Source organism: Pseudomonas sp. p21 (assembly GCF_001642705.1).
In the GTDB taxonomy this organism is placed as follows: Bacteria; Pseudomonadota; Gammaproteobacteria; order Pseudomonadales; family Pseudomonadaceae; genus Aquipseudomonas.
The window spans coordinates 185,785-201,277 of the sequence record NZ_LWBV01000009.1; the positions used below are offsets into that span (position 1 = coordinate 185,785).

At 63.4% G+C, this 15,493-nt stretch carries 15 protein-coding genes; 13 read left to right on the forward strand and 2 right to left on the reverse strand.

The features are described from left to right. Window positions 1-60: 60 nt before the first annotated feature. Window positions 61-1,311: a Zn-dependent hydrolase gene (locus A4C63_RS23090; RefSeq protein ID WP_063914759.1), complete on the reverse strand. Its 1,251-nt coding sequence runs from the start codon at window positions 1,309-1,311 to the stop codon at window positions 61-63. A gap of 165 nt (window positions 1,312-1,476) precedes the next feature. Between A4C63_RS23090 and A4C63_RS23095 the strand changes: the two genes are divergently transcribed. The 9 genes from A4C63_RS23095 to A4C63_RS23135 all read left to right on the forward strand — a co-directional run bounded on the left by A4C63_RS23095 (window position 1,477) and on the right by A4C63_RS23135 (window position 10,072). After that, a complete protein-coding gene (locus tag A4C63_RS23095; protein WP_063914760.1) occupies window positions 1,477-1,944 on the forward strand; it encodes an Lrp/AsnC family transcriptional regulator in 468 nt (155 codons plus the stop codon). Window positions 1,945-2,059: 115 nt separating this feature from the next. Continuing rightward, window positions 2,060-3,025 (forward strand): endonuclease, encoded by a 966-nt coding sequence (locus tag A4C63_RS23100; protein ID WP_063914761.1) that lies wholly within the window; start codon window positions 2,060-2,062, stop codon window positions 3,023-3,025. A gap of 126 nt (window positions 3,026-3,151) precedes the next feature. Then, window positions 3,152-3,472 carry a hypothetical protein gene (locus tag A4C63_RS23105; protein WP_063914762.1) on the forward strand — a complete coding sequence of 107 codons (321 nt, stop codon included), beginning with the start codon at window positions 3,152-3,154 and terminating at the stop codon, window positions 3,470-3,472. Between the two features lie 48 nt (window positions 3,473-3,520). Then, window positions 3,521-4,072, forward strand: coding sequence for a YbhB/YbcL family Raf kinase inhibitor-like protein (locus tag A4C63_RS23110; protein ID WP_063914763.1), 552 nt, complete (start codon window positions 3,521-3,523; stop codon window positions 4,070-4,072). 555 nt (window positions 4,073-4,627) lie between these two features. Then, a complete protein-coding gene (locus tag A4C63_RS23115; protein ID WP_063914764.1) occupies window positions 4,628-5,683 on the forward strand; it encodes a 3-deoxy-7-phosphoheptulonate synthase in 1,056 nt (351 codons plus the stop codon). A gap of 79 nt (window positions 5,684-5,762) precedes the next feature. Then, window positions 5,763-6,044, forward strand: a complete 282-nt coding sequence (locus A4C63_RS23120) for a peptidylprolyl isomerase (protein ID WP_039602126.1) — start codon at window positions 5,763-5,765, stop codon at window positions 6,042-6,044. A gap of 16 nt (window positions 6,045-6,060) precedes the next feature. Continuing rightward, window positions 6,061-8,001 carry an extracellular solute-binding protein gene (locus tag A4C63_RS23125; RefSeq protein ID WP_256202970.1) on the forward strand — a complete coding sequence of 647 codons (1,941 nt, stop codon included), beginning with the start codon at window positions 6,061-6,063 and terminating at the stop codon, window positions 7,999-8,001. Then, window positions 7,998-9,056, forward strand: coding sequence for a microcin C ABC transporter permease YejB (locus A4C63_RS23130; protein WP_063914766.1), 1,059 nt, complete (start codon window positions 7,998-8,000; stop codon window positions 9,054-9,056). Before A4C63_RS23125 ends, A4C63_RS23130 begins: the two co-directional genes overlap by 4 nt. Next, window positions 9,056-10,072, forward strand: a complete 1,017-nt coding sequence (locus tag A4C63_RS23135) for an ABC transporter permease (RefSeq protein ID WP_063914767.1) — start codon at window positions 9,056-9,058, stop codon at window positions 10,070-10,072. Before A4C63_RS23130 ends, A4C63_RS23135 begins: the two co-directional genes overlap by 1 nt. Here the strand turns inward: A4C63_RS23135 and A4C63_RS26110 are convergent. After that, window positions 10,029-10,910 (reverse strand): RHS repeat-associated core domain-containing protein, encoded by an 882-nt coding sequence (locus A4C63_RS26110; protein WP_256202971.1) that lies wholly within the window; start codon window positions 10,908-10,910, stop codon window positions 10,029-10,031. The genes A4C63_RS23135 and A4C63_RS26110 overlap by 44 nt on opposite strands. 166 nt (window positions 10,911-11,076) lie before the next feature. Here A4C63_RS26110 and A4C63_RS23140 point away from each other — a divergent pair, with 166 nt between their 5' ends. The 4 genes from A4C63_RS23140 to eco all read left to right on the forward strand — a co-directional run bounded on the left by A4C63_RS23140 (window position 11,077) and on the right by eco (window position 15,436). Then, the gene (locus tag A4C63_RS23140; RefSeq protein WP_063914768.1) at window positions 11,077-12,459 is read left to right on the forward strand and encodes a sigma-54-dependent Fis family transcriptional regulator; all 1,383 of its coding nucleotides are present in this window, start codon (window positions 11,077-11,079) and stop codon (window positions 12,457-12,459) included. Window positions 12,460-12,728: 269 nt separating this feature from the next. Beyond that, a complete protein-coding gene (locus tag A4C63_RS23145; RefSeq protein WP_063914769.1) occupies window positions 12,729-14,120 on the forward strand; it encodes a GntP family permease in 1,392 nt (463 codons plus the stop codon). Window positions 14,121-14,130: 10 nt separating this feature from the next. Beyond that, window positions 14,131-14,901: a 3-hydroxybutyrate dehydrogenase gene (gene hbdH, locus A4C63_RS23150; protein WP_063914770.1), complete on the forward strand. Its 771-nt coding sequence runs from the start codon at window positions 14,131-14,133 to the stop codon at window positions 14,899-14,901. A 55-nt stretch (window positions 14,902-14,956) separates the two neighbouring features. Continuing rightward, window positions 14,957-15,436: a serine protease inhibitor ecotin gene (eco, locus tag A4C63_RS23155; RefSeq protein WP_063914771.1), complete on the forward strand. Its 480-nt coding sequence runs from the start codon at window positions 14,957-14,959 to the stop codon at window positions 15,434-15,436. Window positions 15,437-15,493: the final 57 nt, after the last annotated feature.

A 15,493-nucleotide genomic window follows, 5' to 3' on the forward strand; every position in this document is an offset into this window, starting at 1 on the left:
GCAACAGGAAGCCCATGCCGCTGAAACCAGGCTTCAGCGGGCGGGGCATTACAGTGGGGATCAGGCGTGGGTCAGGCGACGGCTGACAACATCCAGCAGCACCTGGGCGCCCTGGATCAGTTGTTCGTCGTCGGTATGCTCGCGCGGGTTGTGGCTGATGCCGCCTTGGCTGGGCACGAAGATCATCGCGGCGGGGGCAATGCGGGCGATCATTTGCGCGTCGTGGCCGGCGCCAGAGGTCATGCGCCGATGGCTGAAACCGAAACGCCGGGCCGAGGCTTCGATGGCATCGGCCAGCCCTGCGTCGAAGATCACCGGCTCGAAACGCACCAGCCGCTCGGTGGTAATGGTGACCCCTTCACGCTCGGCGAGCGCCTCCAGGTATTGGCTCAGGCGGTTTTCGGCGTAAGCCAGGCAGGTTTCGTCGGGGTCGCGCAGGTCAACGGTGAAGGTGGCCTTGCGCGGGATGACATTGATCACGTTCGGCTCGAACTGCATGCAGCCGACCGTGGCCAAGGTCGTGCCGGAATCCACGGCCATGGCGCGCAACTCGGCGACGATGGCACTGGCGACGAAGCCTGCATCATGGCGCAAGTGGGTCGGCGTGGTGCCGGCATGGTTGGCGTGCCCCTTCACCTCTACTTGCTGCCAGGAAATGCCCTGCAGGTTCTCGACCACGCCGATCAGGGTGTTTTCGGCTTCGAGAACCGGCCCCTGCTCGATATGCAGTTCGAGGTATTCGTGTGGCACGATGGCGCCAGGCTCCAGCGTGCCGGCATAGCCGATGCGCGCCAGTTCATCGCCAAGGCGCGTACCGTCGGTGCCAAGGGTATCCAGTGCCTGTTGCAAAGGCAGGCCGCCAGCGTAAACCAGTGAGCCCATCATGTCGGGCTGGTAGCGCACACCCTCTTCATTGGTGAACGCGCCGACCGTGATCGAACGCTCAGGCAAGCGCCCGGCCTCACGGTACGCCCGAACCACCGCCAATCCGGCCAGCACGCCATAGCAGCCATCCAGGGCTCCGGCGTTGGTGACAGTGTCGATGTGCGAACCCATCATCAGCGGGCTTTGCTCGCCGCTGTCAGCGGCTGCGCGTAACGTACCGAAAATGTTGCCGATGCGGTCGACCTGCACGTCGAGGTCAAGCTCGCGCATCCAGCCGACCAGCAGGTCGCGCCCGGCCTTGTCGGCATCGCTCAGGGCGATCCGGGTGCGCCCGCCATGCGTGGCGTCAACACCTACCTGGCCGAGTGCACGGATCTGCTGCAGCAGCAAAGCGCCGTTCAGTTGCAGTGGGGTACTCGCATTCATCAACCGTTTCTCCCTGGGTGAAAAGCCTTGGCTCTACACCGCCGTTTTTGTTCACGGGAAATTCTATTCGCTCGCTGCGTATGAAAATCTTGATTTTTGGCCAATTCATGCACTTTTATTACGCACTTTCGGCATTTACCGCTGTTCGCCTACGGAGCCCCTCCCATGCCCCTCGATCACTTCGACCTGGCCCTGCTCGATGCCGTGCAGCGCGACGCCGGCACTTCACAGCTGGACCTCGGTGCGCAGGTCAACCTGTCCTCGGCGGCGGTCAACCGGCGCCTGAAGAAGCTGGCGGCCGACGGCGTGATCCGCGGCACGGTGGCACAGGTGAACCCGGAGCAGCTGGGGTACACGCTGACCGTGATCACCGAGGTTGAAGTGGAGAACGAGCGCCTGGACCTGCTGGACGAGATGAAACGCGCCTTCCTCGCCTGCCCGCAGGTGCAACAGTGCTACTACGTGGCCGGGGAATGCGATTTCGTGCTGATCATGCTGGTGCGGCACATGGAGCAGTACACCCAGCTGACCCGTGAGCTGTTCTTCGAGAACAACAACGTCAAGCGCTTCAAGACACTGGTGTCGATGAGCAATGTGAAGACTGGCCTTTTCGTGCCGACCCTCACGGATTGAAGCCTTTACTGCGAGCCGCTGTAAGAGCGCGCAAGTTGACAGTCAACTTGTCCAGGCTGGCCAGCCCCGAGGAAATGATTACAATGCGCGCCCCGACCTGAAATATGTTTTTCTCATGAAATCACTGCTTTACGCCGTATCCTTACTATTTTCCTTCACCCTCCCCGCCCTGGCCAACCCGCCGGCGACCTTCACCGAGGCCAAGGTAGTGGCCAAGCAGAAGGTGTACATGGACCAGGCCAGTAGTGCCATGGGCGACCTGTACTGCGGCTGCAAATGGACCTGGGTGGGCAAGTCCGGCGGGCGCATCGATGCCGCCTCGTGCGGCTACCAGACCCGCAAGCAGCAGAACCGAGCAGAGCGCACCGAATGGGAGCACATCGTGCCGGCCTATACCTTTGGCAACCAGCGCCAGTGCTGGAAGAACGGTGGCCGCGAGCATTGCGTGGATGACGACCCGGTGTTCCGCGCCATGGAGGCCGACCTGTTCAACCTGTACCCGGCAGTAGGCGAGGTCAACGGCGACCGCAGCAATTTCAACTACGGCATGGTTGCTGGCAATGCAGGGCAATACGGGCAGTGCAGCACCAAGGTCAACTTCGTGCAGCGTGCTGCCGAACCCCGTGACGAAGTGAAAGGCCTGGTCGCCCGCACCACCTTCTATATGTACGACCGCTACAAGCTGAGCATGTCGCGCCAACAGCAACAGTTGCTGATGGCCTGGGACAAACAGCACCCGGTGTCGGCCTGGGAAAAAGAGCGTGACCGGCGCATTGCCGCGATCATGGGGCATGCCAACCCCTTCGTGACCGGGGAACGCAAATGGACCGCCAACTACAAGCCGGTCGGCAGTGGCGTGGTGCAAGCGGTGCCGGCGAAGGCTGCCAAGCCAGAGGCCAAGCCGAGCCTGGCCAGTGCCGAGTCGGTAGGAGCGGTGCTTGGCAACCGCAACAGCCACGTCTATCACCTCTCCGTCGGCTGCCCGGGCTATACCCAGGTTACCGCGAAGAACCAGGTCACCTTCGCCACAGAGGGTGAGGCGCAGGCAGCGGGGTATCGCAAGGCGGGCAACTGCCGCTGATCGGCCCCCTTGCAATCGATCGGGCTGCACAGCAGCCTGATCGAATGACCATCCGTCGCCCAGACGGCACCCCACTCCCCGCCCCCAGCCCAACGAATGACAGATCATCCGCAAAGGAGACGTTCCATGATCCGCATTCGCCCACTCTCGCTGTGCCTTGCCCTTGCCCTTGCCCTTGCCCTGGCCGCCGCCACTGGCACCAGCCTGGCCGCCACCGACACCCATACCGACAGCCACCCGCAAACCGACCAGTCCGGTGGCAAGACTGCCGGTGAAGGTAGCAGCGTCAACAGCCCTGGCAGCAGCAAAGGCAACGACAGCAGCGACACCGGCAGCAACAGCGATGCCGCCGACGGCGCCGCTGGCGGCTCCAACAGCACCGGCGAAGCCACCGGTTCCGGCGCCGGGCGCACCGGCGGCACCGCCGAGGACCAGGACAGCCATTGAGACCAGCCTGGGCTACACTGCGCCCGAACGCCCTGCCAAGGATTCACCATGAACCTCAAACCCTGGCTGCTTGCCGCCCTGCTGCCGTGCAGCACCCTGGCCGTCGCTGGCGGCCAGGGTGCGCTGTCGATCAGTTCGTCGTCGTTCACCGATGGTGGCGTGATCGCCCTGCAGCAGGTTGGCCCGGACCCGGCCTGCGGCGCTGGCGAAGAGCGCACCCCGCAACTGAGCTGGGACAACCTCCCCGCAGGCACCCGGTCGCTGGCCCTGATCATGTTCGACCCGGACGGCGGCAAGGGTATTGGCGTGGTCCACTGGATCGCCTACAACATTGACCCGGCCCAGGATGGGCTGAAGGAAGGCATCGCCGGGCTGACCGGGCCAGGCGTGACCGTGGGTCGCAACTCGCGGGGCACGCTCAGCTACCGAGGCCCCTGCCCACCCGCCGGCGACAACCCGCACCACTACGCACTGACGCTGATCGCCACCGACCTGCCATTGGGCACCCTGCCCGAGGGCCTGGACCGCAGTGGCCTGCTGCAACTGCTGCAAGGCCACGCGCTAGGGGCGCAGAGTCTGGTCGGGCGCTATGGCCATTGAACCATCCAGTACAAAAACAAATGATCGCCCCCATAGCATTTATCCATTGAATGGCCCGACCGAACTGAAGTAAGCTCGGGCTCATTCACTGGAGAGCAACATGCCAAAACACACCCGCAACCACGCCAACCACACCGGTCGCACCCTGCGTCCTGTGCTGGCCGTTGCCGGCTGCGTGGCACCTGCCAGCTATTACTTCGGGTATTGGTTTAGCCACTAGGCGCCGATACCCACACGGCGCCCACCTTCGAGGGGCCGCCGAACATGAGAATACTCAAACCCCCGGTCGGCTTCCCGACCGGGGGTTTTGCTTTTCAGGCCTTTGAACAACACCGATTCACATTGAGGACAGATTCATGAACTACGCCACCTATTACTACGCAAACACCTACGCCTGGCGATTTAGCCAATCCCGTTCGGGCCAGCCTGCCGCCTCCGTTCGGTCTTCCACAGGTGGCAATGCAGCAGCCAATACGAATTCAACGATCTGTCGAACACCTCGATAGGGCCGACCACGCGGGCCAGAACCCGCCGTCCGCCCAGGGAAAAAACGCCATGCAAGCTTCCAGCCTCGCCCTGACCCAGCCGCAAGCCGCCAACACCACCGTCAGCCAGCGCCTGCCCAGCCCGCACCTGCTCAAGCAGCAAATGCCGCTGTCCAGCGAACTTACCCAGCAAGTCCATGCCCACCGCCAGGCCATCCGCGACATCCTCGAAGGCCGCGACCAGCGCCTGCTGGTGATCGTTGGCCCGTGCTCGATCCACGACCCGCGCTCGGCCCTGGAGTACGCCGACCGCCTGGCCGCCCTCAGCCGCGAGGTCGACGACAAGCTGCTGCTGGTGATGCGCGCCTACGTCGAAAAACCCCGCACCACGGTCGGCTGGAAAGGCCTGGCCTACGACCCGCACCTCGATGGCAGCGACGACATGCACGCCGGCATCGCCCTGTCCCGCGGGCTGATGCTGAACATGATCGAGCGCGGCCTGCCGGTCGCCACCGAACTGCTGCAGCCCATGGCCGCCGGCTACTTCGATGACCTGCTGGCCTGGGCCGCGATTGGCGCACGCACCACCGAATCGCAGATCCACCGCGAAATGGTCAGTGGCCTGGAGCTGCCGGTCGGTTTCAAGAACGGCACCGACGGCGGCATCGCCATCGCCAGCGACGCCATGCGCAGCGCCGCCCACCCGCATCGCCACTTCGGCATGGATGCGCAGGGTTACCCGGCCATCATCGAAACCCTGGGCAACCCGGACACCCACCTGGTGCTGCGCGGCGGCCACAAAGGCCCGAACTTTGACGCCAACAGCATCGCCATGGCCCGCCAGGCACTGGCCAAGGCCGGGCTGCAAGCGCGGATCATGGTCGATTGCAGCCACGCCAACAGCGGCAAGGACCCGGCGCGTCAGCCGGCGGTATTCAACGATGTGCTGGAGCAGCGCATGGCCGGTGACCGCTCGATCGTTGGCGTGATGATCGAAGGGCACCTGTTCGACGGCTGCCAGGCGCTGGGTAAGGGCGCGCTGAAATACGGCGTGTCGATCACCGATGGTTGCCTGGGCTGGGCCTCGACCGAAACCCTGTTGCGTGAGGCGGCACAAAAACTGTAGGCAGCGGGTTGCAAGCCTGGCGAGACATACCCCGGACAAGTGCGCTAGGCTTGCCTTTTTACCCCAAGGAGCAGTACCCATGGCCCGTGCAACCGCCCGCCACATCCTGGTCAGCAGCGAAGACAAATGCAACGAACTGAAAGCCCAGATCGAAGCAGGCGCCGACTTCGCTGAAATTGCCAAAGCCAACTCCACCTGCCCGTCCAGCCGCCAGGGCGGTGACCTGGGCTCGTTCGGCCCGGGCCAGATGGTCAAGGAGTTCGACACCGTGGTGTTCAGCGCCCCGATCAACACCGTGCAAGGCCCGGTGAAGACCCAGTTCGGCTACCACCTGCTGGAAGTGACCAGCCGCCAGGACTGATTCACCTGTTCAGGTGATGAGATCCCTTGTGGGAGCGGGTTTACCCGCGAATGCGTCAGCTCAGGCAACGAGGCAGCATGCTCGGACGCATTCGCGGGTAGAGCGCAGCGGCGCACCGCCGCTCTCACAGGGATTGTGGTGCCTGTTCCTGCTTTGCCTGGCTTTCAACGCCCACGCCGCCTCCACCCACGCCCTCACCGTCTACGGCGAAGCCCCCCGCTACAACGCCAGCTTCCAGCATTTCGACTACGTCAATCCAAACGCCCCCAAAGGCGGCATCCTGCGCCGCTCGGCCATCGAGATCGGCCAGTTCGACCATATTCTGCCGTACATCGACAAAGGCATCGGCGTCAGCGAGGTCGATGGCCTGCTGTACGCGCCACTGGCCGTGCGCTCGTTCGATGAACCCTACACCGTCTACGGCCTGATCGCCCGGCGCATGGAGCGCGGCCCGGACGATGCCTGGCTGCGTTTCGAGATCGACCCGCGCGCCACCTTCGCCGATGGCAAGCCGGTGCGCGCCGAGGACGTACGCTTTACCTTCGACCTACTGATGAGCAAGGGCAGCCTCAAGTACCGCACCCAGTTCGCTGATGTTGCCGCCGTCATCGTGGAAAGCCCGCACAGCGTGCGCTTCGACTTCAAGCCCGACCACGGCCGCACCCTGCCGCTGGACCTCGCCGGCTTGCCGGTACTGCCCGAACACGACTGGCAGCAGCGCGATTTCGCCAACGGTGCCGGCTTCGACAAGCCGGTCGGCAGCGGGCCGTACCGTATCGGGCACATCGACAACGGCCGCAGCATCACCTTCGAGCGCGACCCTAGCTGGTGGGCGCGCGACCTTCCGGTCAGCCGTGGGCGCTACAATTTCGCTAAACTGCGCATCGAGTACTTCGGCGATACCGAAGTGGCGCGGCAAGTGCTCAAGGGCGGCGGCTACGACTACAACCGCGAATTCTCCGCCACCGCCTACACCCTGGGCTACAACGGCGCGCAACTGGACGACGGCCGCCTGCAGCGCGCCCACCTGGGCCCGGCCAAGCCGCAGGTGGCCCAGGGCTTCGTGTTCAACCTCGACCAGCCGCAGTTCAAGGACCGTCGCGTGCGCCAGGCGCTGGGCATGCTGTGGGACTACGAGTGGAGCAACCGGCAGATGATGCGCAACATGTACATCCGCCAGCAGAGCGTGTTCTCCAATACCCCACTGGCCGCCCGCAAACTGCCGGATGCAGGCGAGTTGAAACTGCTCGAACCGTTGCGCGGCAAGGTACCGGACGAAGTCTTCAGCACCGTGTTCACCGCCCCGGTCACCGATGGATCAGGGATCATCCGCAAGCAGCAGCTGCAGGCACTGGCGCTGCTCGAGCAAGCCGGCTGGCGCCCCGAAGGCGACCGCTTGGTGAACAGCCAGGGCACGCCGCTGGCGTTCACCTTCCTCAATGGCCAGGCAGGCATGGAACGCCTGCTGCTACCGTGGAAGCGCAACCTGGCCCAGATTGGTGTGACCCTGGACATCCGCAACGTCGACTCCGCCCAGTACGTCAACCGCCTGATGGCGCGTGACTACGACATGATCGTCACCGGTTACCCGGTCACCCTGTCGCCCGGTGCCGAGTTGTACAACTACTTTGGCTCGGCAGCGGCCCACGACCCCGGGTCGAATAACCTGATGGTGCTGCAGGACCCCGCCGTGGACCGCCTGATCGACGGCCTGGTGCGCGCCGACACCCAGGCCGACATGCTGCACCACGCCCATGCCCTGGACCGGGTCCTGCAATGGAACTATTACTGGATCCCCAACTACTACCCGCCTGGCAGTTCCACCGTCTGGTGGAACCGCTTCGGCGTGCCCAAGGTCCAGGCTGCCTATGACGAAGGCCTTGACACCTGGTGGGAAGTCAGCCCCACCGCGCTGACCAACGCGCAAATGGCCGAACGCCGGAAATCCTCGCCATGACCGCCTACATCCTGCGGCGCCTGCTGCTGATCATCCCGACCTTGCTGGCGATCCTGCTGGTCAACTTCGCCATCGTCCAGGCCGCACCGGGTGGCCCGGTGGAACAGGCGGTGGCACGCTTGCAAGGGATTGGCGGCGGCGCTCCCGGCGCCCGGGCCGAGGTGGTGCACGGCGAGTCACGGGCCACCCGTGGCCTGGACCCGAAACTGATCGAGGAGATCAAGCGCCAGTACGGCTTCGACAAATCCGCCCCCGAGCGCCTGTGGTTGATGCTGGGCCAGTATGCCCGGCTGGACTTCGGCAACAGCTTCTTCCGCGGCGCCAAGGTCACCGACCTGATCCTCGACAAGTTGCCAGTCACCCTGTCGCTAGGCTTCTGGGCCACGCTGATCACCTACCTGGTGTCGATCCCGCTGGGCATCCGCAAGGCGGTTCGCCATGGCAGCCGCTTCGATGCCTGGAGCAGCGCGCTGATCGTGGTTGGCTATGCCCTGCCCTCGTTCCTGTTCGCCCTGTTGCTGATCGTGCTGTTCGCCGGCGGAACCTCGCTCGACTGGTTCCCGGTGCGCGGCCTGGTCTCGGACAACTTCGACGAGCTCAGCCTGCTGGGCAAGGTCGCCGACTACTTCTGGCACCTGGTGCTACCGGTCGGCGCCCTGGTGATTGGCGGCTTCGCCACCCTGACACTGCTGACCAGGAACGCCTTCCTCGACGAGATTTCACGGCAATACGTGGTTACCGCCCGCGCCAAGGGCCTGAGCGAGCGCCGCGTGCTGTATGGCCACGTGCTGCGCAATGCCATGCTGCTGGTGGTGGCCGGGTTGCCGCAGGCATTGATCACGGTGTTCTTTGCTGGCTCGTTGCTGATCGAGGTGATCTTCTCGCTCGATGGCCTGGGCCGCATGAGTTACGAAGCGGCCGTGTCGCGGGATTACCCGGTGGTGTTCGGCACGCTGTTCATCTTCACCCTGGCGGGCCTGCTGATCCGCCTGATCGGCGACCTGTCGTACACCCTGCTCGACCCGCGTATCGACTTCGACACGAGGGCGCGCTGATGCTTTCACCGATTTCGCGTCGTCGCCTGAAACGCTTTCGCCGCAACCGCCTCGGTTGGGTCTCGCTGTGGCTGTTCGCCGGCCTTCTGCTGCTGAGCCTGTGTGCCGAGCTGGTGGCCAACGACAAACCACTGCTGCTGGGCTACAAGGGCGAGCTGTACGTGCCGGCGCTCAAGCGCTACACCGAGCAGCAGTTCGGCGGCCAGCTGCCGTTCCAGCCGGACTACCGCAGCGCCTATGTACGCCAACTGATCGAACAGCAAGGCGGCTGGATGCTGTTCGCACCGATCCCGTTCAGCGCCGACACCCCCAACTACGACCTGCAAGTGCCCACCCCCAGCCCGCCAAGCGCGAGCAACTGGCTGGGGACCGACGACCAGGGCCGCGATGTGCTGGCCCGGGTGCTGTATGGCACGCGGGTATCCTTGCTGTTCGCCTTCGCCCTGACCCTGGTCAGCGTGCTGATCGGGGTGGCGGCCGGTGCCTTGCAGGGCTACCACGGCGGCTGGGTCGACCTGTTCGGCCAGCGTTTGCTGGAGGTGTGGTCGGGGTTACCGGTGCTGTACCTGCTGATCATCCTCAGCGGGTTCGTCGAGCCAGACTTCTGGTGGCTGCTGGGGATCATGGCGTTATTCTCCTGGCTGACCCTGGTCGATGTGGTGCGCGCCGAGTTCCTGCGCGGTCGCAACCTGGAGTACGTGAAGGCCGCCCGGGCGTTGGGGCTGTCAGACAGCCAGGTGATGCTGCGGCACATCCTGCCCAACGCCATGAACGCAACGCTGACCTATGTGCCGTTCATGCTGACCGGGTCGATCACCACCCTGACTGCACTGGATTTTCTCGGTTTCGGCATGCCGGCCGGGAGTGCCTCGCTGGGTGAGCTGGTGACCCAGGGCAAACAACACTTGGAGGCACCGTGGCTGGGCTTTACCGCGTTCTTTGCATTGGCGGTGATCCTGTCGCTGCTGGTGTTTACAGGGGATGCCTTGCGGGAGGCCTTTGATCCCCGGACCTGATCAACGCCTGATTGGCGCTTATAGATTCTGCCAAAGGAATGAGATCTCGATCCGGCCCAGCCCCCACAAATGCTGTTAGAAAGGCCTTTTGCTTCTCCAGCAGACTAACTTGATGTGCATACGAATATTTTCTTTGCTTCCAAACCAACGGATCAATAATAATATTATTAATGATGCCGCGATAATCAGAGCCACGCCACATAATTCTAGAGGCAGTCAATCCGAGCGATAACACCTCATGTGAGATTTCAATAAAAGCACGGCGATCTTCACTGAGTTTCCGCAGCGATGCTTTTTGCTCCTCCGCCCCACCCGCCAGCTCTTTCGTAACAGCCGCGACGCCCTTGTTCGCTTGACTGTCGCTGACTCGAAAACGTTTTCTGAATGGCCACCTGAAGAGATTAGAAAATTTTAGTCGGCCAATCCTGAACTGTCCGGACGGGTCCACATAGTTTAGAGGGTCGCCTTGGCAATAAGTGTAAGCGTTAATACCTCCGATCCCCAAGGGGCTTAATGCGTCTGGCGATTCGAAACCCATGCGTTGTGGCTTGAATAAGCGATGACCATTCCCTAACAGATACCCACCTGAAGCTGAACACAACCATTCTCCGTTATATCCAGGCCTCAACGGATGGATAAGCGCCTGGGCAGAATACCCGAAGGGTAAATACGTATGAATATCAAGCGTGCGATTACGCAGAAACGCCAATCCCGTGTGCTTCGCATCACTAGCTACCATCGTACACTTCTTGCCGGACAACGTTGCCAAGCATGCAGCCTTCACCTGAAATAGCGAGACAGATTCCCCCGCTTCTAAAAGGGTAATCATTTTATCCATTTTGTAGAATCGTCGAGTATGCATTTCCTTCACTTGATATCTGACGCACTGCCCCAACATATATTTTTTGCGCGCCAGGTAAAACTGGCAGTTTTACTAGTACCACGCACCATTCTAATGACAAGGGGAACAAGGCATACTCCCTTGTTACTCATAGGGGAGCCCCATGCACGACAGCGACAGCCTCAAGGACTACCCTCAGGTACGGCAACTGGCGATCCGCTCGCTGTTCGAGATCATCGAGCAGTCCAGCGAGGGCACGGTAATCGTCGACCGCCAGGCGCGTATCGTCTGGATGAACGAGCGCTACGCCCGGCGCTTTGGCCTGGCCGACGCCGCCAGTGCCATCGGCCAGCCGTGCGAGGCGGTGATCCCGGGCAGCCTGATGCGCGAGGTGGTGAGCAATGGCCGGCCGATACTGCTGGACATGCTCGACACCCCGAACGAGCCGCTGGTGGTGATGCGCCTGCCCATCCACGACGACCAGGGCGCGCTGATCGGCGCCATCGGCTTTGCCCTGTTCGATGAGTTGCGCAGCCTGTCGCCGCTGCTCAAACGCTACTCCAGCATGCAGCAGGAGCTGGCCTCGACCCGCTCCCAGTTGCGCGCCCGCCAGGCCAAGTACAGCTTCGCCCAGTTCGTCGGCAGCAGCGCCGCTTGCCTGGAAGCCAAGCGCCGCGCCCGGCGTGGCGCGAGCAGTGATTCGCCGGTATTGCTGCTGGGCGAAACCGGCACCGGCAAGGAACTGCTGGCCCATGCCATCCACGCGGCGTCGGCGCGGGCGCACAAGGCGTTCGTCAGCATCAACAGTGCGGCGATCCCCGAGACACTGCTGGAAGCCGAGTTCTTCGGCACCGCCCCCGGCGCCTTTACCGGCGCTGATCGCAAGGGCCGCAGCGGCAAGCTGCAACTGGCCGAAGGCGGCACGCTGTTCCTCGACGAGATCGGCGACATGCCACTGGCCCTGCAGAGCAAGCTGTTACGGGTGCTACAGGAAAAGGAGTATGAGCCGGTAGGCTCGAACCAGATGCTGCGCAGCGATGTGCGCATCATTGCCGCCACCTCCATCGACCTGCAGGCCGCCATTGCCCGCGGGGCATTCCGCGCCGACCTGTATTACCGGCTGAATGTGCTGCCGATCGAGGTACCGCCACTGCGGGACCGGCTGGAGGACCTGCCGGCGCTGTGCGAGTCCATATTGGGTGAGCTGGGCAGCCAGTACGAGTTGGAGGCCGAAGCGCAGCAGCTATTGGCGCGGCATGCATGGCCGGGGAACATTCGCGAGCTGCGCAATGTGCTTGAGCGGGCCACGCTGCTGGCGGACCAGCCGCGGCTGGGGGTGGCGGATCTACGGGCGGCATTGGGGCCGTTGAGCCCGGTCGCGGCTAAGCCTGTGCGGCTGACTTACCGTGAGGCCTGTGAGGCGTTTGAGCGGGAGCTGATTGCCGGGGCACTGGCCGAACATGCGGGAAATGTACCGGAAGCTGCGTCGGCGTTGGGACTGGGGCGGTCGACGCTGTACAAGAAGATGGTAGCACTTGGTCTCTGATTGGAGACTTTTGTTTCCATTTCAAGATTGTCGCGAGGGCTTTGCCCTTGATCGCGACACAAGGCCGCTCCTACAGGAGTTCGCGGTTCACTTGTAGAAGCGGCCTTGTGTAGTGATGGGCCGCAAAGCGGCCGCAACGTCTCAAGTCAGAGACAAAAAATCACAAGAAAACAAAATACCCATATAAATCAACGAGTTAAAAACTGGCACGATTCCCGCTACCTCCTGCTCACCGATAAAAACAAGACTCACCCAGGAGACCCACCCCGATGACCGTGCTCATCGCCCTTGCCGCGCTGGCCCTGCTGATGCTGGCTGCCTACCGTGGCTACAGCGTAATCCTCTTTGCCCCCATCGCCGCCCTCGGCGCGGTACTGCTCACCGACCCATCCGCCGTGGCCCCCGCATTCACCGGGGTGTTCATGGAGAAAATGGTCGGTTTCATCAAGCTCTACTTCCCGGTGTTCCTGCTGGGCGCCGTGTTCGGCAAGCTGATCGAGCTGTCCGGCTTTTCCCGCTCGATCGTTGCCGCCGCCATCCGCGTGCTCGGCACCCGCCAGGCAATGCTGGTGATCGTGCTGGTCTGCGCCCTGCTCACCTACGGCGGTGTCTCGCTGTTCGTGGTGGTGTTCGCGGTGTACCCGTTCGCTGCCGAGATGTTCCGCCAGAGCAATATCCCCAAGCGCCTGATCCCGGCAACCATTGCCCTGGGCGCGTTCTCGTTCACCATGGACGCCCTGCCCGGTACCCCGCAGATCCAGAACATCATCCCCAGCACCTTCTTCAACACCACCGCCTGGGCCGCGCCCTGGCTGGGCCTGATCGGCACGCTGTTCGTGTTCTGCGTCGGCATGGCCTACCTGCAACGCCAGCGCAACAAGGCCCTGCGCGCCGGCGAAGGCTATGGCAGCGACTTGCGCAACGAGCCGGAAACCGCTGCCGACCTGGCCCTGCCCAACCCCTGGCTGGCCCTGTCGCCGCTGCTGCTGGTTGGGGTGATGAACCTGCTGTTCACCCACTGGATCCCGCAATGGTACGGCCCCAGCCACAGCCTGCAATTGCCCGGCATGAGCGCGCCGGTGCAAAGCGATGTGGCCAAGCTCACCGCCATCTGGGCAGTGCAGGCGGCGTTGCTGGTAGGCATCCTGATGGTGCTGGTGTGTGCCTTCGGCGCCATCCGCTCCCGCCTGGCCGAAGGCAGCAAAAGCGCCGTGGGCGGTGCCTTGCTAGCGGCCATGAATACCGCCTCGGAATACGGTTTTGGCGCGGTAATCGCCTCGCTGCCGGGCTTCCTGGTATTGGCCGATGCCCTGCGCGGCATCCCCAACCCGCTGGTCAACGAAGCCATCACCGTGACCTTGCTGGCCGGCATCACCGGCTCTGCCTCGGGCGGCATGAGCATCGCCCTGGCGGCCATGGGCGACAGCTTCATCGCCGCCGCCAATGCCGCCAACATCCCGCTCGAAGTGCTGCACCGGGTGGCTGCCATGGCCAGCGGCGGCATGGACACCCTGCCGCACAACGGCGCGGTCATCACCTTGCTGGCCGTAACCGGGCTGACCCATCGCGAGGCCTACAAGGACATTTTCGGTATTACCCTGATCAAGACCCTGGCGGTGTTCGTGGTCATCGCCACGTTCTACGCCACCGGCATCGTCTAAGGAGCTTTGCATGACCCTCAAAGGCAAGACTGCACTCGTCACCGGATCCACCAGCGGCATAGGCCTGGGCATTGCCCAGGTGCTGGCCCGCGCAGGCGCCAACATCATGCTCAACGGCTTCGGCGACCCGGCACCGGCGCTGGCCGAGATCGCCCGGCACGGGGTGAAGGTAGCCCATCACCCGGCCGACCTGTCGGAGGTGGCCCAGATCGAAGCCCTGTTCACCTTGGCCGAGCGCGAGTTTGGCGGCGTCGACATCCTGGTCAACAATGCCGGGATCCAGCATGTGGCGCCGGTGGAGCAGTTCCCGCCGGAAAGCTGGGACAAGATCATCGCCCTCAACCTGTCGGCCGTGTTCCATGGTACGCGCCTGGCCCTGCCCGGCATGCGCACGCGCAATTGGGGGCGCATCATCAACATCGCCTCGGTGCATGGCCTGGTCGGCTCGACCGGCAAGGCGGCCTATGTGGCGGCCAAGCACGGCGTGGTCGGCCTGACCAAGGTGGTGGGCCTGGAAACCGCCACCAGCAACGTCACCTGCAACGCCATCTGCCCTGGCTGGGTGCTGACCCCGTTGGTACAGAAGCAGATCGACGATCGTGCTGCCAACGGTGGCGATCCGCTGCAAGCGCAGCACGATCTGCTGGCAGAAAAACAGCCATCACTGGCCTTCGTCACCCCCGAACACCTGGGTGAGCTGGTACTATTCCTGTGCAGCGAGGCCGGTAGCCAGGTTCGCGGTGCCGCCTGGAACGTCGATGGTGGCTGGTTGGCCCAGTGACGGGCGGCCTGGGCCTGGCGGCGGTCTTGCATTCGTTTATCAGCAAGGAGGCCCTATGCGCCCAACCCCGATGACCGCGATCCTGGCCCTGACCCTGGCTGCCGCCGCACCCGCGATGGCAGCCAGCCTGAAGGACGTCGCGCCCTACCCCGAGGCGGAAAAAGGCTTCACCCGGCAGGTCATCCACCTGCCGGCCCAGGCTGATGAATCGGCCTATCAATTGGAAATCCTCGCCGGCAAGACCCTGAAGGTGGACTGCAATCGCCAGCGCCTGGGCGGCAGCCTGGAGGAACGCACCCTGGAAGGCTGGGGCTACAGCTACTACCGCCTGGACAAGGTCAGCGGCCCGGTCAGCACATTGATGGCCTGCCCCGATGGCAAGAAGACCGAGGCCTTCGTGCCGGTGGTCGGTGAAGGCTTCATGTTGCGCTACAACAGCAAGCTACCGGTGGTGGTGTATGTGCCCAAGGATGTCGAAGTGCGCTACCGCGTCTGGACCGCGTCGCAGGACGTGCAAAAGGCTAAAGTAGAGTAACGCGCAAGCCCCTGCTGCCAGGGGGCTTCTTCGCGGGCACGCCCGCTCCCACAGGAT